At 67.2% G+C, this 25331-nt stretch carries 20 protein-coding genes and 2 pseudogenes; 15 read left to right on the top strand and 7 right to left on the bottom strand.

Translation table 11 applies throughout. The features are described 5' to 3' along the window. Positions 1-1112: 1112 nt before the first annotated feature. A complete protein-coding gene (locus FJ694_RS37270; protein WP_232540191.1) occupies positions 1113-1403 on the bottom strand; it encodes a hypothetical protein in 291 nt (96 codons plus the stop codon). Here FJ694_RS37270 and FJ694_RS23380 point away from each other — a divergent pair. From FJ694_RS23380 to FJ694_RS23340, 9 genes are all read left to right on the top strand, one after another. Further along, positions 1302-3029 (top strand): histidine kinase, encoded by a 1728-nt coding sequence (locus tag FJ694_RS23380; RefSeq protein ID WP_232540190.1) that lies wholly within the window; start codon positions 1302-1304, stop codon positions 3027-3029. The genes FJ694_RS37270 and FJ694_RS23380 overlap by 102 nt on opposite strands. A 317-nt stretch (positions 3030-3346) precedes the next feature. Further along, entirely contained in the window at positions 3347-4633 is a 1287-nt protein-coding gene (locus FJ694_RS23375; protein WP_157269729.1) for an MFS transporter, read from the top strand. A 50-nt stretch (positions 4634-4683) separates the two neighbouring features. Next, a complete protein-coding gene (locus FJ694_RS23370) occupies positions 4684-6069 on the top strand; it encodes a NarK family nitrate/nitrite MFS transporter (protein WP_157269728.1) in 1386 nt (461 codons plus the stop codon). 42 nt (positions 6070-6111) lie between these two features. After that, the gene (locus FJ694_RS23365) at positions 6112-9894 is read left to right on the top strand and encodes a nitrate reductase subunit alpha (RefSeq protein WP_157269727.1); all 3783 of its coding nucleotides are present in this window, start codon (positions 6112-6114) and stop codon (positions 9892-9894) included. Between the two features lie 30 nt (positions 9895-9924). Further along, positions 9925-11457 carry a nitrate reductase subunit beta gene (gene narH / locus FJ694_RS23360; protein WP_157269726.1) on the top strand — a complete coding sequence of 511 codons (1533 nt, stop codon included), beginning with the start codon at positions 9925-9927 and terminating at the stop codon, positions 11455-11457. Positions 11458-11468: 11 nt separating this feature from the next. Continuing rightward, complete coding sequence (narJ, locus tag FJ694_RS23355) at positions 11469-12170, top strand: nitrate reductase molybdenum cofactor assembly chaperone (protein WP_157269725.1); 702 nt, start codon at positions 11469-11471, stop codon at positions 12168-12170. After that, complete coding sequence (narI, locus tag FJ694_RS23350; protein WP_157269724.1) at positions 12167-12970, top strand: respiratory nitrate reductase subunit gamma; 804 nt, start codon at positions 12167-12169, stop codon at positions 12968-12970. The genes narJ and narI overlap by 4 nt, the downstream gene beginning before the upstream one ends. Before the next feature lie 153 nt (positions 12971-13123). Further along, complete coding sequence (locus FJ694_RS23345) at positions 13124-13993, top strand: peptidylprolyl isomerase (RefSeq protein ID WP_157269723.1); 870 nt, start codon at positions 13124-13126, stop codon at positions 13991-13993. Positions 13994-14326: 333 nt separating this feature from the next. Further along, positions 14327-14785 carry a hypothetical protein gene (locus FJ694_RS23340; protein WP_157269722.1) on the top strand — a complete coding sequence of 153 codons (459 nt, stop codon included), beginning with the start codon at positions 14327-14329 and terminating at the stop codon, positions 14783-14785. A 13-nt stretch (positions 14786-14798) separates the two neighbouring features. Here the strand turns inward: FJ694_RS23340 and FJ694_RS23335 are convergent, their stop codons facing one another. The 3 genes from FJ694_RS23335 to FJ694_RS23325 form a co-directional block, all read right to left on the bottom strand. Then, complete coding sequence (locus FJ694_RS23335; RefSeq protein WP_157269721.1) at positions 14799-15494, bottom strand: Crp/Fnr family transcriptional regulator; 696 nt, start codon at positions 15492-15494, stop codon at positions 14799-14801. Positions 15495-15595: 101 nt separating this feature from the next. Beyond that, positions 15596-16573 (bottom strand): Bug family tripartite tricarboxylate transporter substrate binding protein, encoded by a 978-nt coding sequence (locus FJ694_RS23330; protein WP_232540189.1) that lies wholly within the window; start codon positions 16571-16573, stop codon positions 15596-15598. A gap of 16 nt (positions 16574-16589) precedes the next feature. After that, on the bottom strand, positions 16590-18290 hold the full coding sequence (locus tag FJ694_RS23325) for a long-chain-fatty-acid--CoA ligase (protein WP_157269720.1): 1701 nt from the start codon (positions 18288-18290) through the stop codon (positions 16590-16592). Between the two features lie 214 nt (positions 18291-18504). On the opposite strand from FJ694_RS23325, the gene FJ694_RS23320 reads away from it, so the two are divergent. From FJ694_RS23320 to FJ694_RS23295, 6 genes are all read left to right on the top strand, one after another. Continuing rightward, positions 18505-18651, top strand: coding sequence for a hypothetical protein (locus tag FJ694_RS23320; RefSeq protein WP_157269719.1), 147 nt, complete (start codon positions 18505-18507; stop codon positions 18649-18651). A 95-nt stretch (positions 18652-18746) separates the two neighbouring features. Continuing rightward, a complete protein-coding gene (locus FJ694_RS23315; RefSeq protein WP_157269718.1) occupies positions 18747-19934 on the top strand; it encodes an NnrS family protein in 1188 nt (395 codons plus the stop codon). 448 nt (positions 19935-20382) lie between these two features. Beyond that, positions 20383-22404, top strand: coding sequence for a ribonucleoside triphosphate reductase (locus tag FJ694_RS23310; protein WP_157269717.1), 2022 nt, complete (start codon positions 20383-20385; stop codon positions 22402-22404). A 37-nt stretch (positions 22405-22441) separates the two neighbouring features. After that, positions 22442-22639, top strand: coding sequence for an anaerobic ribonucleoside-triphosphate reductase (nrdD, locus tag FJ694_RS37650; protein ID WP_157269716.1), 198 nt, complete (start codon positions 22442-22444; stop codon positions 22637-22639). Beyond that, complete coding sequence (locus FJ694_RS23300) at positions 22632-23312, top strand: anaerobic ribonucleoside-triphosphate reductase activating protein (RefSeq protein ID WP_157269715.1); 681 nt, start codon at positions 22632-22634, stop codon at positions 23310-23312. The genes nrdD and FJ694_RS23300 overlap by 8 nt, the downstream gene beginning before the upstream one ends. 175 nt (positions 23313-23487) lie before the next feature. Next, positions 23488-23913, top strand: a complete 426-nt coding sequence (locus tag FJ694_RS23295) for a putative zinc-binding protein (RefSeq protein ID WP_157269714.1) — start codon at positions 23488-23490, stop codon at positions 23911-23913. Positions 23914-24308: 395 nt separating this feature from the next. On the opposite strand, the pseudogene FJ694_RS38020 reads toward FJ694_RS23295, so the two are convergent. The 3 genes and pseudogenes from FJ694_RS38020 to FJ694_RS38110 all read right to left on the bottom strand — a co-directional run. Beyond that, a pseudogene (locus FJ694_RS38020) lies at positions 24309-24623 on the bottom strand (ATP-binding protein); the annotation flags it as partial. Beyond that, on the bottom strand, positions 24557-24904 hold the full coding sequence (locus FJ694_RS38015) for a hypothetical protein (RefSeq protein ID WP_375140249.1): 348 nt from the start codon (positions 24902-24904) through the stop codon (positions 24557-24559). The gene FJ694_RS38015 and the pseudogene FJ694_RS38020, both read right to left, overlap by 67 nt. A gap of 115 nt (positions 24905-25019) precedes the next feature. Next, positions 25020-25193: pseudogene (locus FJ694_RS38110) on the bottom strand (RsbRD N-terminal domain-containing protein); the annotation flags it as partial. Between the last annotated feature and the right edge of the window lie 138 nt (positions 25194-25331).

The raw sequence follows: 25331 nt of genomic DNA, 5'->3' as shown, positions 1-25331 counted from the left end.
TCACAACGCATGCAACCGCAGCTTCGCCACGGTGCCAGTGCCAGCGCGCCACAGCCTTGAACTGGTTCAAGAACTGCCTGTCGTGCGTTGCTGATGCATCGAATATTCTTTCGCCTCGGCGGCGGTGGATGTCGCGGCTTGATCGCGCCTACACCGTCCTGTAGACCGCGAATGCACAGCATCCGTTCATGAGATTGATGCACTTCGCCCACGGCCACGGTCTACGTGCGGCGAGCAGGCAAGGCGCGCCGCTTCACAACCCATCCTTCTGGACAGACCGGAAAAAAAAGTGGGCTGGCAAAGCCAGCCCAGAACACACTTACGCGAAGGATGCTGCATCGGGGTGGATGCACACCGACTTGAGGATGCCTTTGTCAACAAACATTGTGCCTTGCAGTTCGGAAAGAACAGCATTGCGTCTTGGCTCCGCCACCGTGGGTGACGGACTTGACCTCCGTCATGAAACGCATGCTGCCGTGCCTGGATAGTTGAGCCACCAACAGGCGAGGACACGCCGAACGGCGTTGCACTTGGGCTGCCTTCCTCCTTCCTTTGCTGGTTGCGATGTCGTGAATCGTATTCACGCCGCTCCCCGATTCCTTGAACTGCTTCAATTTCGTGACCGGCAGCGGATCCCCCGAATGTGCTGCGCAAGAACAGTCAAGTGTCGATTGGCCAACTCGGCAGAACCAAGGCTCCTGGGTTGGTCCACCACAGGCCTGGACCAGCGTCGTTTGCGCGTCCGCGGGAGTCCCTCCACTGGAAGCAATCTGCTCGCTGCGCGACCTGCGTTGCTGGCCTGCGCGAACCGCTGCGCCGACCTTCGGCGGCCGCGGTGCACCGTACCTGCGGCCCATGGCCGGCTCGCGGCATGCAGCGTTCGTGGAGAGGGTCTGTCAAGCCCGGCAGCGCTCGCGGTCTCCATACCCCGAGAAGGACAAGCGGACCCATAACCAGTGTGGGCGCATGGGATTGCGTGTTGCGAAATTCTGTCACTCGACGCATGGCGGTGACTTCAGCAGCGCGCTTATGGAGTTTTCTCACAGCGCCGGCGCATCGGTTGGCCGGGAACTTCAGCCTCCGCAAGGCGGGTTGCGGATGCCGGGCAGATGTCAGGCAAATACGCCGTCCGCCAGATAACCTGTCTGAACATGGTCCGACACGGAACGCTCGCACGCAAGCTTTTGGCCATCGGCATCGCCGTGCTGGTACTGGCGCTGTCCTCGATCAGCCTCACGCTGTGGGTGAGCTGGCAGCTTCAGGGTGGGGCGGCGGCAGTCAACGAAGCAGGCCGACTTCGGATGCAGACCTGGCAGCTTGCGGCCTTGCTGGATACGCAACCGGCTTTGCAGTTGCGGACCCGGTTCGACCGTTTCGAGGAAAGCCTGGACTTGCTGGCCCATGGCAATCCGTCGCGCCCGCTGTTCGTGCCATGGGACGACCCGACCCGGGAAGCCTTTGCTGACGTGATGGGTCAGTGGAAGGAATTGCGGGCCCGGTGGGAACGACAGCCTCCACCCGCTGCGTCGCAAGTGCCAGCCCAGGCTGAAGCTTTTGTGGAATCCGTCGATATCCTGGTCGGTGCAATCGAGCAGCGGCTGGCGCGCTTCACGGACATCCTGCGCCTGTTCCAGCTCACGATGCTTGGGCTGGTCCTGGCTGCGGCTGCCCTGCTGCCCTATACGGTCTACCTCTTTGTGCTGGAGCCGCTGGTACGGCTCAAGCGCGGCCTCGAGCAGGTGGAGCGGGTCAATTTCACCGCGCGCATCGAAGCCATCGCTCAGGACGAGTTTGGCAGCCTGGCTGCCGGCTTCAACCGCATGGCGCAGGCGCTGCAGTCTCTCTACAGCGACCTGGAGGGCAAGGTACGTGAGAAGACTGCGAGGCTGGTGGTGCAGCGCGAGCGGCTGGAGGCGCTGTACAACGTGAGCGCGTTCCTGGCCCGAGCTGACACGCTGGAGGCCATGGCACAAGGGTTCGCCGCGCACGTGCGTGGGATATCGCGTGCCGATGCGGCTGCCATCCGCTGGTCAGACGAAGCCAACCAGCGCTACATGCTGCTGGCCGGCGACGGGTTGCCCGCAGCCATGAGTCAGAGTGAGCATTGCGTGCCGACCGGCGCATGCCTGTGCGGCCAGTCGGCCGCCGATGCGCGCATGCGTGTCATCCCCATTCGCGCCGCCGACCGGACCCTGGGCCACTGTGCCAAGGAAGGTTTCCGGATGCTGGTGAGCGTGCCAGTGCGGCTGCAGCAGCGGCTGCTGGGCGAGGTGGACCTGTTCTACAGGGTGGAAGCCCCGCTCAGCGACGACGAGAGGAGCCTGCTCGACGCCCTGGCGAGCCACCTGGCCAGCGCGATGGAGGGCTTGCGCGCCGCGGCGCTGGAGCGCGAGCAGGCGGTGGCCGAGGAGCGCGGCTTCATCGCGCGCGAGCTGCACGACTCCATCGCGCAGTCGCTGGCCTTCCTCAAGATCCAGGTGCAGCTGCTGCGCGCGGCGCGCCAGCGCGGCGACGACGCGCGCGTGGAGCGCACGCTCGATGAGCTCGACACCGGCGTGCGCGAGTGCATGGGCGACGTGCGCGAGCTGCTGGTGCACTTCCGCACCCGCACCAACGCCGAGCACATCGAGCCGGCGCTGCGCACCACGCTGCAGAAGTTCGAGCACCAGACGGGCCTGAAGACGCACCTGGAGATCGAGGGCCACGGCTTGCCGCTGGACCCGGACGTGCAGGTGCAGGTGCTGCACGTGGTGCAGGAGGCCCTGTCCAACGTGCGCAAGCACGCGCAGGCCAGCCAGGTGTGGGTGGAGGTCTCGGCCGGTGCGGGCACGGGCTGGCGCTTCGAGGTGCGCGACGACGGCGTGGGCTTCGACCCGCAGGCCGACCGCGCCGAGACGCACGTGGGCCTGAAGATCATGCGCGAGCGCGCCGCGCGCATCGGCGCGCAGGTGCAGCTCGACGCCGTGCCCGGCGCGGGCAGCTGCGTCACGCTGACGGTGCCCCCATCGAGCTCCACATTGCCTGGGTGACGCCGCGACTCGGAACCCAGTCGCCCCGTGCATTATTCAAGGCCATGAAGCGGTGCCTTGATTGAAAACAAGTATGATGCTCGGCAACCGCACAAGGGCCGCGTTGTGAAACGCCTGCCTGGCTTGTCTGACAAGCCGTTTCGGTGTGGTCGCAAGCAAATACTCCCTTAGAACGATGCTGCGCTAGCACCCATCGTTCTTCCGGCAGACGGCACCATCCTCCTTCCAGTCCTGGCTGACTGGCCTTCAGAAGGATGGGCCGGCCAGTTCGTTGCTGAAAAAGTCAGCGCCCAAGAGCAACGAACTGGGGAGCTTTCATGGCCGTTCCCGTCACTGCCACTGCCTCGGCGCTGCAGGAAAGCAGCGTCAATCGCAGTCGCCAGGCACTGTCCGTTCTGGTCGTCAGCACGCTGGCATTCACCGTGTGCTTCATGGTGTGGATGATGTTCGGCGTCATCGGCATCCCCATCAAGAAGGCGCTGGGACTCAACGCCACGGAGTTCGGCCTGCTCACCGCCATGCCCGTGCTCACCGGCTCGCTCGTGCGCGTGCCGCTGGGCATCTGGACCGACCGCTTCGGCGGGCGCATCGTCATGACGATCTTGATGGCCTGCACCGTGCCGGCCATCTTCCTCATGGCCTACGCCACCCAGTTCTGGCACTTCATCGCCATCGGGTTGTTCGTGGGCCTCGCAGGCGGCGCCTTCTCCGTGGGCACGCCCTACGTCGCGCGCTGGTTCCCCAAGAACCGCCAGGGTTTCGCGATGGGCGTCTATGGCGCCGGCAACTCGGGTGCTGCGGTCAACAAGTTCATCGCCCCGGCCCTCGTCGTGGCCGCCGGCTGGACCATGGTCCCGCAGGTCTATGCCGCCGTGATGCTGGGCACCGTGATCCTGTTCTGGCTGTTCAGCCACAGCGATCCTGCCCACCTGGTGTCCTCCAACGTCAAGTTCACGGAGCAGCTCAAGGCGCTCAGGGACCCGAAGGTGCTCAAGTACTGCCAGTACTACAGCATCGTGTTCGGCGGCTACGTCGGGCTGTCGCTGTGGATGGTGCAGTACTACGTCGGCGAGTACGGCCTCGACATCCGCGTCGCCGCGCTGCTGGCGGCCTGCTTCTCGCTGCCCGGCGGCGTGCTGCGCGCCATCGGCGGCTGGCTCTCGGACAAGTACGGCGCCCATTCGGTCACATGGTGGGTCATGTGGGTGAGCTGGATCTGTCTGTTCCTGCTGTCCTACCCGCAGACCGACTTCACGGTGCTGACCGTCAACGGCCCGGCCACCTTCCACATCGGCCTCAACGTCTACACCTTCACCGCGCTGATGGCAGTGCTGGGCGTGGCCTGGGCCTTCGGCAAGGCCAGCGTCTTCAAGTACATCGCCGACGACTACCCGAAGAACATCGGCGCCATCAGCGGCATCGTCGGCCTGGCCGGCGGCCTGGGCGGCTTCCTGCTGCCGATCCTGTTCGGCGCGCTCATGGACCTCACCGGCGTGCGTTCCAGCGCCTTCATGCTGCTCTACGGCGTGGTCTGGGTGTCGCTCATCTGGATGTACTTCACCGAAGTGCGCCAGCGCCGCGTGATGGGCCCCGAAGCGGCCTGAGTGCGCGCACCCGAGTTCATTCCCTTACCTGACAGCCAAGGAGCTCAAGAATGGCTTCCTCGTACGTGATCGGTCAGTGGTCCCCGGAGGACCCGTCGTTCTGGCAGGCCCGTGGCCAGTCAGTGGCCAACCGCAACCTCTGGATCTCGATTCCAGCGCTGACGCTGGCCTTCGCGGTGTGGATGGTGTGGTCGGTGGTGGTGGTGAACCTGCCCACGGTGGGTTTCAAGTTCTCCACGAATCAGCTGTTCTGGCTGGCCTCGCTGCCGGCGCTGTGCGGCGCGACGTTGCGCATCTTCTACTCCTTCATGGTGCCCATCGTGGGTGGGCGGCGCTGGACGGCGATCTCCACCGCCAGCCTGCTGCTGCCCGCCACGGGCATCGGCTTTGCGGTGCAGAACCCCGACACGCCCTACGAGGTGTTCGCGCTGCTGGCCGTGCTGTGCGGCTTTGGCGGCGGCAACTTCGCCTCGTCCATGTCCAACATCAGTTTCTTCTTCCCCAAGGCGAAGAAAGGCACGGCGCTGGGCCTCAACGCCGGCCTGGGCAACCTGGGCGTGTCGCTGGTGCAGTTCGTCGTGCCCATGGTGATCACCGCGGGCGTGTTCGGCAGCGTGGGTGGCGAGCCGCAGATGGTGGCCAAGGCGGGCCAGCAGGTCCCGATGTGGCTGCAGAACGCCGGCTTCATCTGGGTGCCGTTCATCGCCGTCTCGGCCCTGGCCGCGTGGTTCGGCATGAACGACCTGAGCGAGGCCAAGGCCTCCTTCGCCGACCAGGCCGTCATCTTCAAGCGCAAGCACAACTGGCTGATGTGCTGGCTCTACATCGGCACCTTCGGCAGCTTCATCGGCTACTCCGCCGGTTTCCCGCTGCTCATCAAGAGCCAGTTCCCCGGCGTCAACGCGCTGCAGTACGCGTGGCTGGGCCCGCTGGTGGGCGCGCTGCTGCGCCCGGTGGGCGGCTGGCTCTCCGACAAGCTCGGCGGCGCCCGCGTGACCTTCTGGTCCTTCATCGTCATGGGCGCCGGCGTGCTCGCCGTCATCAAGTTCCTGCCGCACGGCGGCCAGGGCGGCAGCTTCATGGGCTTCCTGCTGTCGTTCCTGGTGCTGTTCGCGGTCTCGGGCATCGGCAACGGCTCCACGTTCCGGATGATCCCGGTGATCTTCCTGACCGAGCGCCAGCGCGCCGCCGCGAAGAACCCTGCCGCGCAGGAACAGGCCGTGAAGGACGCCAACAAGGAAGCCGCGGCCGTGCTGGGCTTCTCCTCGGCCATCGGCGCCTACGGTGGCTTCTTCATCCCCAAGAGCTACGGCAGCTCGATCGCCCTGACCGGCTCCGTGGACGCCGCGCTCTACGCGTTCATCGCCTTCTACGTCACCTGCGTGGCCGTGACCTGGTGGTTCTACAGCCGCCGCAACGCCCCCATGCCCTGCTGAAGCAGTCCACAACCGCAGCACTCCCAACCAAGAGCAACCAGCATGAGCCACTTCCTTGATCGACTCACCCACTTCGCCCAGGCGAAGGAGAGTTTTTCCGACGGCCACGGCGTCACCACCGGCGAGGACCGCACCTGGGAGGACGCCTACCGCGCACGCTGGCAGCACGACAAGATCGTGCGCTCCACCCACGGCACCAACTGCACGGGCTCGTGCTCGTGGAAAATCTACGTCAAGGGCGGCATCGTCACCTGGGAGACCCAGCAGACCGACTACCCACGCACCCGCCCCGACCTGCCCAACCACGAGCCGCGCGGCTGCGCCCGCGGCGCGTCCTACAGCTGGTACCTGTACTCGGCCAACCGCGTGAAGTACCCGATGGTGCGCGGGCGGCTGCTCAAGCACTGGCGCGCGGCGCGCGCCGTGGCCAAGAGCCCGGTGGATGCCTGGGCCAACATCGTCGAGAACGCCGATGCCCGGCGCGAGTGGCAGCAACAGCGCGGCCTGGGCGGCATGGTGCGCAGTACCTGGGACGAGGTCAACGAGATCATCGCCGCGGCCAACGTCTACACCGCCAAGAAGCACGGGCCGGACCGCATCATCGGCTTCTCGCCGATTCCGGCCATGTCGATGGTCAGCTACGCCGCGGGCTCGCGCTACCTGTCGCTCATCGGCGGCGTGTGCATGAGCTTCTACGACTGGTACTGCGACCTGCCGCCGTCGAGCCCGCAGACCTGGGGCGAGCAGACCGACGTGCCCGAGTCGGCCGATTGGTACAACTCCAACTTCATCATCGCCTGGGGCTCCAACGTGCCCCAGACGCGCACCCCGGACGCCCACTTCTTCACCGAGGTCCGCTACAAGGGCGCCAAGACCGTGGCGGTCACGCCCGACTACTCCGAGGTCGCCAAGCTGTGCGACCTGTGGATGCACCCCAAGCAGGGCACCGACGCGGCGCTGGCCATGGCCATGGGCCACGTCATCCTCAAGGAGTTCTACTTCGACAAGCGCAGCAGCTACTTCGACGACTACGCGCGCCGCTACACCGACCTGCCGTTGCTGGTGCAACTCGAAGAGCAGGTGCTGGCCGACGGCGCCAAGGCCCTCGTGCCCGCCCACTACCTGCGCGCCAGCGACTTCAACGGCCAGCTCGGCCAGGCCGAGAACCCCGAGTGGAAGACGGTGGCGATCGACGAGAGCGGCAAGGTGGTGCTGCCTAACGGCTCCATCGGCTTTCGCTGGAGCAAGGCGCAGGGCCAGTGGAACCTGGAGGCCAAGGAGGCGCGCCACGGCCAGGCGGTGAAGCTCAAGCTCAGCGCGCTGGAAGGGCAGGCCGTGGACGGCCTGGCCGCCGAGACAGCCGAAGTCGCCTTCCCGTACTTCGGCGGCGTGCAGACGCCGCACTTCAACGCCAGCAAGACGGCCGGCGACGTGATCCGCCGCGTGGTGCCGGTGCAGCGCATCAAGCTCGGCAAGGAGGGCGAGCAGCGCAGCGCGCTGGTGGCGACCGTCTTCGACCTGCTGGCCGCCAACTACGGCGTGGCGCGCGGGCTGCCGGGCGAGGTCGCGGCAAAGAGCTACGACGACGACCATCCCTACACCCCGGCGTGGCAGGAGGCCATCACCGGTGTGCCGCGCGAGCAGGCCATCACGGTGGCGCGCCAGTTCGCCGACACCGCCGACAAGACGCACGGCAAGTCGATGATCATCATCGGCGCGGCGATGAACCACTGGTACCACGCCGACATGAACTACCGCGGCGTGATCAACATGCTCATGCTGTGCGGCTGCATCGGCCAGAGCGGCGGCGGCTGGGCGCACTACGTCGGCCAGGAGAAGCTGCGCCCGCAGACCGGCTGGACGGCGCTGGCCTTCGCGCTGGACTGGCTGCGCCCGCCGCGCCAGATGAACTCCACCAGCTTCTTCTACGCCCACACCGACCAGTGGCGTTACGAGCGGCTGGGCGTGGACGAGATCCTCTCCCCGCTGGCCGACAAGTCCAAGTTCGGCGGCAGCATGATTGACTACAACGTGCGCGCCGAGCGCATGGGCTGGCTGCCCTCCGCGCCGCAGCTGCAGGCCAACCCGCTCACGCTCGCCGCCGCGGCCGCCGCGCAGGGCCAGGACGCCAAGGACTACGTGGTGCAGGGCCTCAAGAGCGGCTCGCTCAGGATGAGCTGCGAGGACCCGGACCACCCCGACAACTGGCCGCGCAACATGTTCGTGTGGCGCTCCAACATCCTGGGCTCTTCGGGCAAGGGCCACGAGTACTTCCTCAAGCACCTGCTGGGCACGACGCACGGCGTGCAGGGCAAGGACCTGGGCAAGGACGAGGCCAAGCCCACTGAGGTGAAGTGGCACGCGCAGGCGCCCGAAGGCAAGCTGGACCTGGTGGTCACGCTCGACTTCCGCATGAGCACTACCTGCCTGTACTCCGACATCGTGCTGCCCACGGCCACCTGGTACGAGAAGAACGACCTCAACACCTCGGACATGCATCCCTTCATCCACCCGCTGTCCGCAGCGGTGGACCCGGCGTGGCAGGCGAAGTCGGACTGGGAGATCTACAAGGGCTTCGCCAGGAAGTTCTCCGAGGTCTGCGTCGGCCACCTGGGCGTGGAAAAGGAGGTCGTGCTCACGCCGCTGATGCACGACACCGCCGCCGAGATGGCGCAGCCCTTCGCCGCGAAGGACTGGAAGAAGGGCGAGTGCGAGCTCATTCCCGGCAAGACGGCGCCGTCGATTGCGGTGGTCGAGCGCGACTACCCCAACACCTTCAAGCGCTTCACGGCCCTGGGCCCGCTGATGGAGAAGGTGGGCAACGGCGGCAAGGGCATCGGCTGGGACACCAAGGACGAGGTGCAGGCGCTGCGTGAGCTCAACGGCCGCGTGCAGGAGCCCGGTGTCAGCCAGGGCATGGCGAAGATCGAGACCGACATCGACGCGGCGGAAGTCGTGCTGATGCTCGCCCCCGAGACCAACGGCCATGTCGCCGTGAAGGCCTGGGACGCCCTGGGCCAGCAGACGGGCCTGGACCACACCCACTTGGCGTTGCACCGCGAGGACGAGAAGATCCGCTACCGCGACGTGCAGGCGCAGCCGCGCAAGATCATCTCCTCGCCGACCTGGTCGGGGCTGGAGAGCGAGAAAGTCTCCTACAACGCCGGCTACACCAACGTGCACGAGCTCATCCCCTGGCGCACGCTCACCGGGCGGCAGCAGTTCTACCAGGACCACGACTGGATGCGCGCCTTCGGCGAGGGCTTCGTGTCCTACCGCCCGCCGGTGGACCTCAAGGCCGTGGGCCCGGTGATGAACCGCATGCCCAACGGGAACAAGGAGATCGCGCTCAACTTCATCACGCCGCACCAGAAGTGGGGCATCCACTCCACCTACAGCGACAACCTGATGATGCTCACGCTCAACCGCGGCGGCCCGGTGATCTGGCTCAGCGAGGTGGACGCGAAGAAGGCCGGCATCGCCGACAACGACTGGGTCGAGCTCTTCAACGCCAACGGCGCGATTGCCGCGCGTGCGGTGGTGAGCCAGCGCGTCAACGAGGGCATGACGCTCATGTACCACGCGCAGGAAAAGATCATCAACACGCCGGGCGCGGAGATCACCGGCACGCGCGGAGGCATCCACAACTCTGTCACGCGCGTGGTGGTCAAGCCCACGCACATGATCGGCGGCTACGCGCAGTACAGCTACGGCTTCAACTACTACGGGACCATCGGCACCAACCGCGACGAGTTCGTGGTGGTGCGCAAGATGGCCAAGGTGGACTGGCTGGATGACGAGCCGGTTGCGGCCGCACACGCCTGACCCGCACGCGACAAGAAACGGAGTACACCCATGAAAGTACGTGCTCAGATCGGCATGGTCCTCAACCTGGACAAGTGCATCGGCTGCCATACCTGCAGCGTGACCTGCAAGAACGTCTGGACGAATCGCAAGGGGCTGGAATACGCCTGGTTCAACAACGTCGAGACCAAGCCCGGCATCGGCTACCCCAAGGAGTGGGAGAACCAGGACAAGTGGAACGGCGGCTGGATTCGCAACGCCGACGGCTCGATCGAGCCGCGCCAGGGCGGCAAGTGGAAGCTGCTCATGCGCATCTTCGCCAACCCGAACCTGCCGCAGATCGACGACTACTACGAGCCCTTCACCTTCGACTACGACCACCTGCAGTCGGCCCCTGAGAGCAAGGCGGCGCCCACGGCGCGCCCGCGCAGCCTGATCACGGGCCAGCGCATGCAGAAGATCGAGTGGGGCCCGAACTGGGAGGAGATCCTCGGCGGCGAATTCTCCAAGCGCAGCAAGGACGCGAACCTCGCCACCTTCGAGGCGGCGCAGAAGGAGATCGTCGGCCAGTTCGAGAACACCTTCATGATGTACCTGCCGCGCCTGTGCGAGCACTGCCTCAACCCGGCGTGCGTGGCCTCCTGCCCCTCGGGCTCGATCTACAAGCGCGAGGAGGACGGGATCGTCCTCATCGACCAGGACAAGTGCCGCGGCTGGCGCATGTGCGTCTCGGGCTGCCCCTACAAGAAGATCTACTACAACTGGGAGACGGGCAAGGCCGAGAAGTGCATCTTCTGCTATCCGCGCATCGAGGCCGGCCAGCCCACGGTGTGCTCGGAGACCTGCGTGGGCCGCATCCGGTATCTGGGCGTGCTGCTCTATGACGCGGATCGCATCGAGCAGGCTGCCAGCGTCGAGCACGACAAGGACCTCTACCAGGCGCAGCTCGACATCTTCCTGGACCCGAACGACCCGCGCGTGATCGAGCAGGCCCGCGCCGACGGCATCCCCGAGGCCTGGCTGGAGTCGGCACGCAGGAGCCCCGTCTACAAGATGGCGGTGGAGTGGAAGGTGGCGCTGCCGCTGCACCCGGAGTACCGCACGCTGCCGATGGTCTGGTACGTGCCGCCGCTCTCGCCCATCACTTCCGCGGCGCAGGCCGGGCACCTGGGCGTCAACGGCGAGATCCCGGACGTGCAGCAGATGCGCATCCCGGTGCAGTACCTGGCCAACCTGCTGACGGCTGGCGACGAGAAGCCCGTGGTGCGCGCGCTGGAGCGGATGCTGGCCATGCGTGCGTACCAGCGCGACAAGCACGTGGAAGGCCGCGAAAACCCGGCCGCGCTGCTGCAGGTGGGCCTGAACCAGGCCGAGGCCGAGGCGATGTACCAGACCATGGCCATCGCCAACTACGAGGACCGCTTCGTCATCCCGAGCACGCACCGCGAGTACGCCGAGAACACCTTCGACATGCGCGGCGGCTGCGGTTTCAGCTTCGGCAACGGCTGCTCGGACGGTGCTGGTGAAACGAGCCTGTTCGGTGCGAAGAAGAAGCGCACCATTCCCATCCAGGCCACGGTCTGAAGGAGCTTGCGATGTTCAACCGAAAAGCCAAGGACCACCGGCTCACCGCCCGCGTGCTTGCGGCGCTGCTGGGCTACCCGGGCGCGGAGCTGCGCGCCGCCTTGCCCGAACTGGCACAGGCGCTCGACGACGAGGCCGTGCTGCCCCCGCCGCGCCGCCAGGAGCTGCGCGCGCTGATGCTGTCGCTGCTGCGCGGTGACCCGTACGAGGTGGAGGAGCGCTACGTCGAGACCTTTGACCGCGGGCGCTCGACTTCGCTGCACCTGTTCGAGCACGTGCATGGCGACTCGCGCGAGCGCGGCCCGGCCATGATCGACCTGGTCGAGACCTACGCGCAGGCCGGGCTGCAGCTGGGTGACACCGAGCTGCCGGACCACCTGCCGGTGGTGCTGGAGTTCGTCTCCACGCAGCCGCCGACTGTGGCGCGCGAGTTCCTGGGCGAGATGGCGCACATCCTCAACGCCGTCTTCAGCGCGCTGCTCAAGCGCGAGAGCCCGTACGCCTGCGTGCTGGCGGCCGTGCTGGAGCTCGCCGGCGAGAGACCGCAGGCGGTGAAGGTGCAGGCTGACGAGCCGCTGGACGAGGCCTGGGCCGAGCCGCCGGCGTTTGACGGCTGCAGCACCCGCGGCCAGGCCGCGCCGGGGCAGCCCCAACCCATCCACATCGTGCGCAAGACGACCAGCCACCCTGACTCCCAAGGAGCACGGGCATGAAAGCCTTCGATCACTTCTTCTTCGGCCTCTACCCCTACATCTGCCTGGCGGTCTTCTTCGTCGGCAGCCTGATCCGCTTCGACCGCGACCAGTACACCTGGAAGAGCGACAGCTCGCAGCTGTTGCGCAGCGGCAGCCTGCGCGTGGGCAGCAACCTGTTCCACGCCGGCGTGCTGTTCCTACTGTTCGGCCACACGGTGGGCATGCTCACGCCGCACGCGCTCTACGAGCCCTTCATCGGCTCGGGTGCCAAGCAGCTCATGGCCATGGTCAGCGGCGGCGTCGCCGGGCTGATGGCCTTCACGGGCGTGAACATCCTGCTCAACCGCCGGCTGTCCGATCCGCGCATCCGTGCCACCTCCAAGCCCAGCGACATCATGCTGCTGGGCCTGCTGTGGGTACAGCTGGCGCTGGGCCTGGCCAGCATCCCGTTCTCGGCGCAGCACATGGACGGCAGCGTGATGCTGGTGCTGGCCGACTGGGCGCAGCGCGTGGTGACGTTCCGCGCCGATGGCGCCGAGCTCGCTACGGTGGGCTGGGTGTTCAAGATCCACATGATCCTGGGCATGACGCTGTTCCTGGTCTTCCCCTTCACGCGGCTGGTGCATGTGTGGAGCGGGCTGGCCTCGGTGGGCTACCTGCTGCGCCCGTACCAGGTGGTGCGCAGCCGCCGCCTGAATCTGCCCGCCGGGCACCTGGCGCCGCAGCGCACGCTGGAGCAGACCGTGGGTCGCCCGGCCATGCATGTGCAAGGCGCCTCCGTCCCGGCATCGGTCGAGCCGGTGCAAGGCCGGCACTGAGAAAAGCCCCGCGGCAGGCCGGCAACCTGACAAGGCCGGCCAGCCGCTCCGTTTTCGTGCACGCCAAGGCGGCAATGACGGCCCCCGGCAGTGAGACAGACACGCGGCAGGGGCTGTCAAGACCCGTGCGGCAACTATTTCGGAGGAGCAATCATGAGCGGATGTGGAGGCGGCCACGGCGGCTGCGGATGCGGCGGAAAGAGCGAGTCCTCTCACCACCACGACCTGCCGGTGATGAGTGCGCCGCTGGTCGATCCTGACGAGCCGGTGGCGCGCATCAACGGCGTGGCGCTGCACGCGCCGGGCCGGCGCCCGGACGAGCCGGATCTTCGCCAGCGCGCCTGCGCCGAGCTGCTGCGCCAGGCGGCCGTGCAATCGGGATTGCTGGACAAGGGCGACGTGCCGCAGCTTGACGGCAGCGTCAGCGCGGCGGCGTCGGGCGCCATTGACGAGCTGCTGGCAGTCGAGCTGAGGCTGCCCGAGCCGGATGAGCAAGCACTGCGACGCCACCATGCGGCGCATGCATCGCGCTTCAGTTCAGGGGAACGGGTGCAGTTGCGCCACGTGCTGTTTGCCGTCACGCCCGGCGTGGACGTCAACCTGCTGCGCAAGCGCGCCGAGGCGCTGCTGCTGGAGTTGCGCTGCGCCGACACGGCCAGTGGCGCCTTCGGCCGGGCCGCCGCCGAGCTGTCGAATTGCCCCAGCGGCGCCAAAGGAGGCGAGCTGGGCGTGGTAACGGCGGCCGACGTGGCGCCCGAGTTCGGCCGAGAAATCTTCGGTCACTCCGAGGTCGGCGTGCTGCCGCGCCTCGTGCACAGCCGCCACGGTCTGCACGTGGTGGAGGTGCTCGCACGCGAGGGGGGTGAAGCGCTGCCTTTCGAGCAAGTACGCCCTGCGGTGACCTTGTCACTGCAGCAGCATGCCTGGGTCACCGCACTGCGTCAGTACCTGCGCGTGCTTGCAGGGGCTGCGACGCTCGAGCACGTGACCTTCGAGGTTGCCGAGACACCCCTGGTGCAGTAGCACCGCAGGCACGCAGTCCGGTCGCCGATGTGCCTGTGCTCACGCCTTTCCCGGCAGCGCTGACCAATGCGGCCCAAGGCACCGCTTGCAGGCCAGTCAACGCCTTGCAGCATCACCGGCAAGCAAGGGCTTGGCTGCGGGATCATTCCAGCGCTGGGGCTTGAATCCCGAGTCCATCCTTCTTGCGTAGTAGTGGCCGGTGCGTGGGCATCCTTCCATTCGCCGACCCTCCCGTGCCAGTGGAAGGATGCCGCCGCGGTCACGATGCACTGAAACTTTCGTGCCCCGGCAGCATGACGCCCGGGATGGTTCTACAACGATCAAGAGGATTTCATGAGTGGATGTGGCGGTGGTTCGGGCGGCGGCTGTGGCTGCAGCTGCAGCAGCGGCGGGCGCACGCGGCACGGGCAGACGGTCAGCGCACTGACCGTGGACCCGGCAGCGCCGGTGGCGCGCGTCAATGGCATTGCGCTGCACGCGCCGGACACGGTTCCTCCCCAGGAGGAACTTCGCCAGCGCGTGACCTTCGAGCTGCTGCGCCAGGCGGCTCAGCGCGACGGTCTGCTCGACGCGCGCGACGTGCCCTACCTCGACGGCAGCATGAGCACGACGGCCGGCATGGCCATCGACACGCTGCTGGAGCGCAACCTGCAGTTGCCGGACACGGAAGACGAGACGCAGCAGCAGCAGGCCTGGGTGCAGGCGCTGCGGCAGTACCTGCGCCAACTGCTTGCCCAGGCACGGCTGGAGCGCGTGGATTTCGAGGTGGTGAGCGGCGCGCTGCTGGCGTAGCCGGCGCAGCGCCCTACTGCATCGGATGACGCGCCAGGCGCTGTGCATCCAGGATGCGGATGTGGCGCTTGTCCACCTCGATCAGCTCCGCCGACTCCAGCTCGCCCAGCACGCGCGAGAAGTACTCCGGCGTGATCGACAGCCGCGAGGCGATGGTGGCCTTGCTCACCGGCAGCGACACGGTGGAGACACCCTCGCCGCCATCGCTGCCCGACTGCTCGCGCAGCAGGTAGCCGATGACGCGCTGCAGCCCGCTGTGCAGAGAGTACGACTCCACATCGTGGATCAGCCCGTGCAGCCGCCGCGACATGCCCGCGAGCATGCGCAGCGCAAAGCGCGGCTCGCGTGCGATCTCGCCGAACATCGTCTCCTTGCGCACGCCCAGCAGCAGCGAGTCCGTCACCGCGCTGGCGTTGACCACGCAGGGCTTGTCGGTGAAGACCAGCGCCTCACCGAAGCTGTTGCCCGGGCCGACGAGCTCGATCACCTTCTCCTGCCCGGACGGTGCAATGGCATGCAGCTTCACCTGCCCCGTGACCACCACGTGGAACGCCTCGCAGGGCTCGCCCGTGCGGTACACGGCCTCGCCACGCGCGTAGCGCTGCAGCATGCAGCCCTGCGCCAGGCGCAACAGCTCGGCCGGCTGCAGCGCCGCGAACAGCGGCAGCACCGACAGGTAGCGGGGCATGTCGAACTGGCGCAAGTCCATGGCGGGTACCTCCCAAATCGTGGCCAGCCGATTGTGGGTTTCCAAGGCTGCACGGCGCTTGACGAACATCAAGTGCGGTTTGCGGCCACGGCGGGCGCTGTTCAGCCCAGCGAAATGTGGGCTTGCTCGATCACACGCCTCCACTTCGCGGCCTCCGCCGCGATGAACTCTTCGAAGGCCTGCGGCGTGCTGCCGACGACCAGCAGGCCCAGGGCTTCCAGGCGCTGCTTGAAGTCGTTGCGTTGCGCCAGGCGCTGCACCTCCTGCGCCACCCGGTCGATCACGGCGCGAGGCGTTCCACCGCGGGTCACGATGCCCGCCCAGGTGCTGCCCACGACCGAATCGAACCCCTGCTCGGTGATGGTCGGGACTTCGGGCCACTGCGCGAGCCGCTGCTCCGACGCCGTGGCGATGATGCGCAGCTTCGCCATGCGCTGCGCCTGGATGAGAGCCGGTGGCGCATCCAGCAGCAAGTCGATGCGGCCCGCCACGAGGTCGGCCAGCGCTGGCGCAGCGCCTCGGTACGGCACGTGCGTCAACTCCACCTGCGCCACCGACGCGAGCAGTTCCGTGGTCAGATGGGCCGCGGAGCCGATACCGCTGGAGCCGAACGTGACGCGTCCGGGATGGCGACGCGCATGCGTGACGAGTTCCCTGATGTCGGCGAAAGGCGCTGCGGCCGGCACGGCAGCCAGCAGCGGCGCGGTGCCCACCAGCGACACCGCCGCGATGTCGCGCACCGGGTCGTAGGGCAGCCTGGTGTAGAGGAACGGATTGGCCGCATGGGCGGCAATGACCATGGCCAGCGTGCAGCCGTCGGGCGCTGCCCTGGCCAGCGCGGCCACGCCCAGGGTGCCGTTGGCGCCGGGCCGGTTGTCGACGACGACGGGCTGGCCCAGTAGCGGCGCCAAGTGTTGCGCCACCAGCCGGGCCGTCACGTCGGTGAAGCCGCCGGGCGGGTAGGGCACGATCAGGGTCAGCGGCCGCTGCGGCCAGGCCTGCGCATGCACCGCACGGGGCAGCGTCATGGCGGCCAGGACAGTCGTGAAACTGCGGCGGCTGCAGGCTCGTTTCAGCACGGGGGTTTCCAGGGGGTCATGCGCTGCCCCGGTCTGGTCCGGCGCGCAGGAACTCGCGCTCCTGCAGTGCGCGCCACAGCAGCTTGCCCGAGTCCGAGCGCGGCAACGAGGCCACGAACTCCACGACACGCGGGCACTTGTAGGCGGCCAGGTGCTGGCGCGTCCAGTGCATCAGCGCTCGCCCGTCCACGTCGGCAAAGTCGGCGCGGCGCACCACCAGGGCCTTGACCGTCTCGCCACGGCGCGCGTGCGGCGTGGCCACCACGCAGGTCTCCTGCACCGCGGGATGGCGGTACAGCAGCGCCTCGACCTCGGCCGGCCAGACCTTCAGGCCGCCATGGTTGATCATGCGCTTGAGCCGGTCAGTCATGAAGAAGTAGCCTTCCTCGTCCACGCGGCCCAGGTCGCCGGTGCGCAGGAAGCGCTTGCCCTCGATGTGCAGTAAGGCCGCGGCATCGGCTTGCGGCTGGCGCCAGTAGCCGCGCAGGAGCTGCGGCGCGTGGATCACGATCTCGCCGCTGGCGCCGCGCGGCAGCTCGCGCAGCGTGTGCGGATCGATGATGCGTGCGTCGACCCCGAACAGTGGCAGTCCCAGGCACTGGGGCTTGGGGCGGTGCGGTGGGTTCAGGTGCGTGGCGGCCATCGTCTCGGAAAGGCCGTAGCCTTCGATGTAGTCCAGTCCCGTGCGCGCCTTGAGCCGCTGCGCAACAGCCTGCGGCATCGCCGCGCCACCGCCGCGGATGCTTCGCAGGCTGCGCAAGTCGAACTGTGACAGCCGCGGGTATGCCAGCAAGTCCACCACCATGGACGTGATGCAGTGCCAGTGCGTCACCCGGTGGCGCTGCATCAGTTCGGCCGCCGCAGCGCGGCTCCAGCGCGTCAGCACGACCACGGTGGCGCCAACGAACAGCGGAATGTTCAGGCTGCCCGTGAAGCCCGTGACGTGGAAGAAGGGCAGCGTGGCCAGGAACACGGCGTCGGACCCGCACGAGAACCAGGCGGCGCCGGCCACCAGCGCGCTCATGACGCTGCGGTGGGTATGCACGCAGCCCTTGGCCTGTCCTGTGCTGCCCGACGTATAGGGCATGACTGCGGGATCGTCCGGACCACAGCGCATTGGCAGCGGCGCCAGGCCCGCCGCGACAGGGATGTCCCAGGTCACGCCGTGGACGGCTCCACGTTGCGCGGGCTCTGCCGCTGAGCCCGGCGAGTCGTCGCCTGGGGGCGCGACGATGACGTGCGCCAGTGCCGGGCTCCATGCTCGGCAACCCGGTGACACGAAGGCCACCATCGCGCCGCTGTCCACGCAACGATCGTGCAGTTCCTGTTCGCTGGCACGCGGATGCAGCGGCACCATGACAGCATCGGCTCTCAAGATGGCGTAGCAGGCCAGCGCCCAGTGCGGTCCGCTGTGCAGTGCCAGCAGGACGCGGTCGCCGCACTTGACGCCGGCGGCATGCTGCAGCCACGCCGCGATGGCTTGGGCCTGTTCGCAAAACTGCAAGAAAGTCAGCGACTGCTGGCCGCACACCATGAAAGGCTTGTGCGGATGGCGGCGCGCTGCGGCCTCGGCATTGCAAAACAAGTGCGTGGCCGGTGGTGTCACGTCACGGGGTACGCCCGGCGGCCAGTGTGGCGACGGCGCCGTGGCCCCGTGGCAGTCGATCTCTTGCAACGAAGGGCGTCCCAGCAGTGGACGACGGTGCGGGGGGAGCATCTCGCCAAGCCTGGGCGTTTGGCTCGGAAGCAGTCCCGGCCGTCCTGGAAAAAAGGCCGGCACAAGGCCGGCCTGGGAAACATCCGGGGCGAAGGGTGGACGCCCAAGAAGGAGGACATTGCCGTCGCGCCTGGCACGAGCTCAACCGGGGTTGCCCTCCAAGCCGCAGACGTTGACGACGGAGCGCATCGTAGCAGCGGCATGGATGCCGTCCTTGAAGCAGTTCAAGACGCGCTCGGTCAATGACCTGGAGATGGAAAAGCCCCTTGGTTGCTGGGTGTTTTTCCAAGTCGGAAGGTTCGCTGGCCTCAGCGGTGGGGCGCTGGGGGTGGTGTGTACGCCGTCCATCGGCCGGCACTGACCCAGCGCAACCCGTCCCGACATCTTGGCTGCGAGCCTCGCGCGGTGCACACACCGACGATTTCTCCATCTCCCGATGCCGGGCCGCGCTGGTCCATGCAATGTCTGCTGGTTTCTCCGGTGCGCCTGGGTTTCGGTACCGGCGCGCTGATGCTGGCCGCCATCGCGCTCTGGTGGGCCTGGACAATGCTGTGGCCGGCCCGTGTTTCGGGCCTGCCCACGTTGGTCGTGCACGGCCTGCTGATGACCTGGGGCTTCCTGCCGCTGTTCATCGCCGGATTCCTCTTCACCGCGGTACCGCGCTGGCTGGGCTGCGCGCCGGTGGCAGCGCGCAGCCTGTTGCCGGCCATCGGGGCCCAGCTTGCGGGCTGGTGCGTGTTCGTGCTGGCACTGGCTGGCGATGCCGCTCGGGCACCGCTGCTGGCTGCGATGGGACTGGCGTGCGTGGCCGCCGGTTGGAACAGCCTGGTGTGGCGCTATCTGCGGCTCGTGCGCCGCAGCACGCAGGCGAACCGCACCCATGCGCGGCTGCTGCTGGCGGCCTGCCTGTGTGGCACGCTGCTGCTCGACGCCACCGTCGCCGCCGTGGCCGCTCAGGCCTGGAACCTGGTGCGCGCACTGGTGCAAGGCGCGCTGTGGGGCTGCATGGGCGTGGCCTACGCCGCGGCACTGCACCGCATGATTCCCTTCTTCGGCAGCGGTGCCGAATGGCTGGAGTCGCGCTGGCCGCAGTGGCTGTTGTGGACGCTGGTGGGCGTGATGGCGTTGCAGGCGATGCTGCGGCCCGCGCTGCTGCTGATCGGGCCGCCCGAGGGGGGCCTGCGTCTGGCGCTGCGGCTGGGACACGGCGCACTGGGGGTCTTGGGCCTGGTGCTCGCCTGGCGCTGGAGCCGCCTGCAGGGTGCGCGCCAGCGCCTGCCAGCCATGCTGCACCGCGGTTTTGCATGGCTGGGCGCGGCGCTGCTGCTGTTGGCGCTGGAGCAGCACGCCGCCGCGCTGCACGCCTACGTACTGGGTTTCCTGGGCACCTCGCTGCTGGCCATGGCCTCGCGCATTGCCTGCGGCCAGACGGGCCGCACGGTAGTGGCCGACGACTTCCTGTGGCTGCTGCACTGGCTGCTGCAGGCTGCAGTGTTGCTGCGCCTGTCTGCGGCGCTGTGGCCCACCAGCGCGTACTGGAACGGGGTCCTGGCGGCACTGGCCTGGGCCGGGATGGCGCTGGGCTGGTGGCTGCGCTACGGCAACTGGCTCGGCCGGCCAGCGCTGGTACGGGCACGGCGTTGAGCAGGGGCCGGTTCACATGCGCCGGCGCTGCGTCGTCCAGGCAAGCGCGAAGCTGCCGATCGTGACGCCGCTCCTGGCTGTTCGTGAAGGAACGATCCGTGGCTTGGAGGGCGCGTCAGGCCGGTCATGGCGCCCGGCCGTTGTTTGATGCCGGGCCGCAGTAGTCAATTGAGGCTGCAACCATTAGGGACAACAGCGGGGCTGTGACTGCCGTTCGCTGGAGTGCCGGCCAGTCGCGCCGGCGTCTTGCCACATTGCTGGTGTGCCCCGACGCCTCGCCTGGAGCCTTGATGCATCCCGGCGCGAAGGCTGCGGGCCTGCAGGGTTGCCAATGTCTGACCCTGGTCAATCTTCGGTCGGCGGAATCGCGCCGACATTATAGGTAGTGTTTGAAGCCACCTAAAGACCACACATCTAGCGCATCATTACGATTGACTCCATCGCCCCATTGCCTCAGGAAGACAGCGGCGCCTGCGCTCCCGTCGCGGTCGTCAAGCGCGAGGGGCGACTCGTCGCCTTTGACGCCTCGAAGATCGAGCACGCGCTGGCATGTGCCGGAGCAGCCAGTGGCGAGTACGACGCCGTGCATGCCCAGGAGTTGGCCCGGGTGGTCGTCGAGCGGCTTGCAAGGCGCGTGGCGAGCATCGAGTACATCCAGGACCAGGTCGAGCGCGTCCTCAATGAACGCGGCCACTTCGCCACCAGCCGTGCCTACATCGTCTACCGGGAGCAGCACCGCGCGCTGCGGCAGGACCGTGCTACCGCCATCGACGTCGAGCGCTCGGTCAACGAGTACCTGGCCAGGCAGGACTGGCGGGTGCAGGCCAATGCCAACCAGGGGTACTCGCTGGGCGGGCTGATCCTCAACGTCTCGGGCAAGGTCATCGCCAACTACTGGCTCAACCATGTGTACCCGCCTGCGATAGGTCTGGCCCATCGGGAGGCGGACCTGCACATCCATGACCTGGACATGCTCTCGGGCTACTGCGCCGGCTGGTCGCTGCGCACGCTGCTGCACGAAGGCCTCAATGGCGTGCCGGGCAAGGTCGAGGCCGGACCGCCGCGCCATCTCTCCAGTGCCGTGGGCCAGATTGTCAACTTCCTGGGCACGCTGCAAAACGAGTGGGCCGGTGCCCAGGCGTTCAGCTCCTTTGACACCTACCTGGCACCCTACGTGCGCAAGGATGCCCTGTCCTACGAGCAGGTGCGCCAGTGCATGCAGGAGCTGATCTACAACCTCAACGTGCCCTCGCGCTGGGGCACGCAGACGCCCTTCACCAACCTCACCTTCGACTGGACCTGCCCGCAGGATCTGCGCGAGCAGGTGCCGGTGATCGGCGGCCAGGAGCAGCCGTTCTGCTACGGCGAGCTGCAGCACGAGATGGACATGATCAACCGCGCCTACATCGACGTGATGATGCAGGGCGACGCCAGGGGCAGGGCGTTCACGTTTCCCATTCCGACCTACAACATCACCCGCGACTTCGATTGGGACCATCCCAACACGCTGGCGCTGTTCGAGATGACCGCGAAGTACGGGCTGCCTTACTTCCAGAACTTCCTCAATTCCGACCTCGAGCCGCACATGGTGCGCTCCATGTGCTGCCGCCTTCAGCTGGACCTGCGCGAGCTGCTCAAGCGCGGCAACGGCCTGTTCGGCTCCGCCGAGCAGACCGGCTCGCTTGGCGTGGTCACGCTCAACTGTGCGCGGCTGGGCTACCTGTACGCGGGCGACGAGCCGGCACTGCTGCAGCGCACCGACGAGCTCATCGAGCTGGCGCGTGAGAGCCTGGAGATCAAGCGCAAGGTCATCCAGGGCCTCATCGACAACGGCCTGTTTCCCTACACCAGGCGCTACCTCGGTACGCTGCGCAACCATTTTTCGACGCTGGGGGTCAACGGCCTCAACGAGATGATCCGCAACTTCACGGCGGACGCCGAGGACATCACCACGCCATGGGGCGAGGAGTTCGCCGTGCGCTACCTCGACCATATCCGCGGGCGCATCGTGCAGCTGCAGGAGCAAACCGGCCATCTCTACAACCTGGAGGCCACGCCGGCCGAGGGCACCACCTACCGATTCGCCAAGGAAGACCGAAAGCGCCTGCCCGGCATCCTGCAAGCGGGCACGGCCGAGCAACCGTATTACACCAACTCTTCGCAGCTGCCCGTGGGCTTCACAAGCGATCCGTTTGAAGCCCTGCAGCGCCAGGAGCCGCTGCAGCGCAAGTACACGGGCGGCACCGTGCTTCACCTGTACTTGGGCGAACGTGTCTCCTCCGCCGTCGCATGCCGCGAGCTGGTACGTCGAGCACTCACGCGCTTTCGGCTGCCCTACATCACCATCACGCCGACCTTCTCAATCTGCCCGACCCACGGCTACCTGGCCGGCGAGCATGCCTACTGCCCGAAATGCGACGAGCAGGCTCTCGCGCGCAAGGCCCAAGCCGCGGCTACCGAAGCCGCCTGACCGCCTGAATTCTTCACAACGCTGAAAAGGAGCCTCCATGAGCCACCACCTGCCGACCGCGGCCCATCCTCAACTCGCCGAGCACGAGCGCCAGCGCTGCGAGGTCTGGACCCGCGTCATGGGCTATCACCGCCCCGTGGCGTCGTTCAACATCGGCAAGCGAGGCGAGTTCAACGAACGCCTCTACTTCGCCGAGCCGCCCCAGGCGCGCACGGCAACGCACTCCGGTGCCTGAAGTGCTTCAGGTCGGCGGCTTCGAGCCGTTCTCCACGACCGACTGGCCGGGCAAGCTGTGCGCGGTGGTGTTCGTGCAGGGCTGCCCGTGGCGATGCGGCTATTGCCACAACCCCGGCTTGCAGCCGCGGCAGCGTCCGCACGGCGCACCGCACTGGAGCGATATCCTGACCTTCCTGGCACACCGCCGGGGCCTGCTCGATGGCGTCGTGTTCAGTGGTGGGGAGCCGACCATCGACCCGGGCCTGCCCGATGCCATCGCGCAGGTACGGGCCCTGGGATTCCAGGTGGGTTTGCATACGGCGGGCGTCCATACCCGACGACTGGTCTCGGTGCTGCCCCAGGTGGACTGGATCGGCCTGGATCTCAAGGCCGGTGAAGCGGCCCACGACCGCGTCACCGGCGTGCCGGGCAGTGCCAAGGCCGGGCTCGAGGCGCTCGCGCTCGTGGCGGGCAGCGGCGTGGAGGTCGAAGTCCGCACGACTTTCGATTCGGAGTTGCTCGACGACTCGGACCTGATGGAGCTGGCACGGACAGTACGCGATGCGGGTCTTCAGCAATGGACGCTGCAGCGACGCCGCTGGCTGGCACCCGAACCGCGCATGGCACCGCTGCCTCCGCCACGCCTGCTCGACGAGGCACGGCAATTGGGAATCCAGATTCATTGGCGTTGAGCCGCCTGTCCGTAGTAACCAGTGCCCAACGGCAAGCTCGGCGCGAAGGCTGCAAAGCCATCTGCGGTTGACTGCAAGCGCATGGGTAGCTGACGCAGCTCAAAACCATGACGGCAACTGCTGGCAAGGATGAGCGCGACCGTCCACACCCCGACCAGTTCTGACTGCGCCGTCCATGCCTGCTGCACGCAACCCGGATCCGATACCTCTCGTCTACAGCTGCTCCGGGTGCTCCAGCGCTGCACAGTTTGCCAATGACCTTGCGCTACGCCTGGACCGGGAGGGCGTGGCGCAGATGTCGTGCATTGCTGGCGTGGGCGGCAATGTACCCAGCCTGGTGCGGCGAGCGCAGGAGGCAGCCGCCAGTGGGCGGTCCATCCTGGCCATCGACGGATGCGTGCTGGCATGCGCCCGGGCCTGCTTGGCCCAGCGCGACGTGCACCCCACAGAGCATCTGCTCCTTTCCGAGGAGGGCGTGAGGAAGCAGTACCACGCCGACTTCGATCCGGACCAATTTGATCGTCTCTACGCGCAAGTCAAAATGCGCGTGCTGGCCATGTCAGCCGTGATACCACCCGTTGTTGTCGCCACGTCCCAATAGTCCTAGCGCCAGCCGACCCAGCTGTCGTACGTGAGTTGCCCAGCAACGTTGGCCCGGCACCGGGAGCCGAGATTGTCTGCCTGCTGTGCCGCCGTACGACATAGTCCGTGTCGGCGCAGCGGCATGCCGTTCGGCCGGTTGCCAAAGTGGTCATTGCCAACCGGTCAGATTCACTCACAGCAACTGCTGGCCTGCTGGGCAAGGCACGCCGTCAACCGCAACGCGCCAGTGCTTTATCGCTACTCTCGCCTTGACGCGGGATTGCGATCGTCAGAACACGAAAACGTCGGTTCAAGACTGCCCACAACAGGACAGCTCTCTTGAAAACGCCGACCGCTTGAAAGTATCAACCAAGGGCTTTGGATCGCGCGGCTTACCAGATTCCGTCGCAAGCCTTACCGGCCCGCCCGGGGCAGCGTGGCCGTGAAGGTCGTGCCGGCTTCCTGGGACGAGGTCACCGCGCTGTCGCCGTCGTGTGCCTGGGTCAGTCCCAGGCTGGCCTGGCGGTTCCTGCGTTCGGCTTCCTGGACCACGCCGCGCATCAGCGGGTCGAGGATCCTGTCGATCATCTCGGGCGCGATCGGCGGTCGCTCGTTGTGGACGGTCACAACCACCTGCTCGTCTTCGCCGCGCGCCAGCACCGTCACCGCCGTGCCGGGCAGGCCATGCTGGATGGCGTTGCCCACCAGGTTGGAAAGCATCTGCTGCGGCCGGCTCGCGTCCCAGTGGCCCGAGAGGTCGCCCTGGCAGTCGTAGTGGATGCGCCGCTCGGGATGCGGCGAGACGAGCTCCTCCACCGTCTGGTGGAACACGGGCCCCAGCCTGCACCAGGACTTCTCGACGGGCAGCCGGTCGCCCAGCCGCGTGCGCGTGAAGTCCAGCGGTCCGTGATCATGTTGCGCACGCGGGTGCCGCTGTTGAAGATGCGCACGGCCGCCTTCGTCGATTGAGCGCTCAGGCTTTCGTCGCGGAACAGCAGCTCGGCGGCCATCAGGATGGCGCCCAGCGGGGTGCGCAGGTCGTGGCTGAGCACGCCCGGGAAACAGCTCGCGCGCATGCGCGATCCGGTCGCCGTACCAGGCCAGCGACTCGGTCAGGCCCTCGGCGATCGACTCGCCGAAACGCACGAGATCGTGCAGGTCGGACGGCGCAGGCTTGCCACTGGCCATCCAGTGGCGCAGCACGGTGGCCCGCATGGCCCGGTACTCCGACGCGACCTGGTCCAGCGTGAAGCCCTGCGCCAGCCGCGCGGCGGCATGGTGGCGTGCGTAGGACGTGATGCCCGGCGCATGGTGGATGTGAACCCGTCGAAATCAGCCCAGCCCTGCATGCCTGGTCTCTCCTTGCGCAATTGCAGGGCGCCCGCGCCGACGGCGCTTCCCCAACGCCTGCGATTGCAGCAGTGCAGCAAGGCGCCG

This window comes from Azohydromonas aeria (assembly GCF_009760915.1).
GTDB classification, from domain to species: Bacteria; Pseudomonadota; Gammaproteobacteria; order Burkholderiales; family Burkholderiaceae_C; genus Azohydromonas; species Azohydromonas aeria.
The sequence above is the reverse complement of the archived record's forward strand: the minus strand, read 5'-3'. Positions and strand labels throughout refer to the sequence as shown.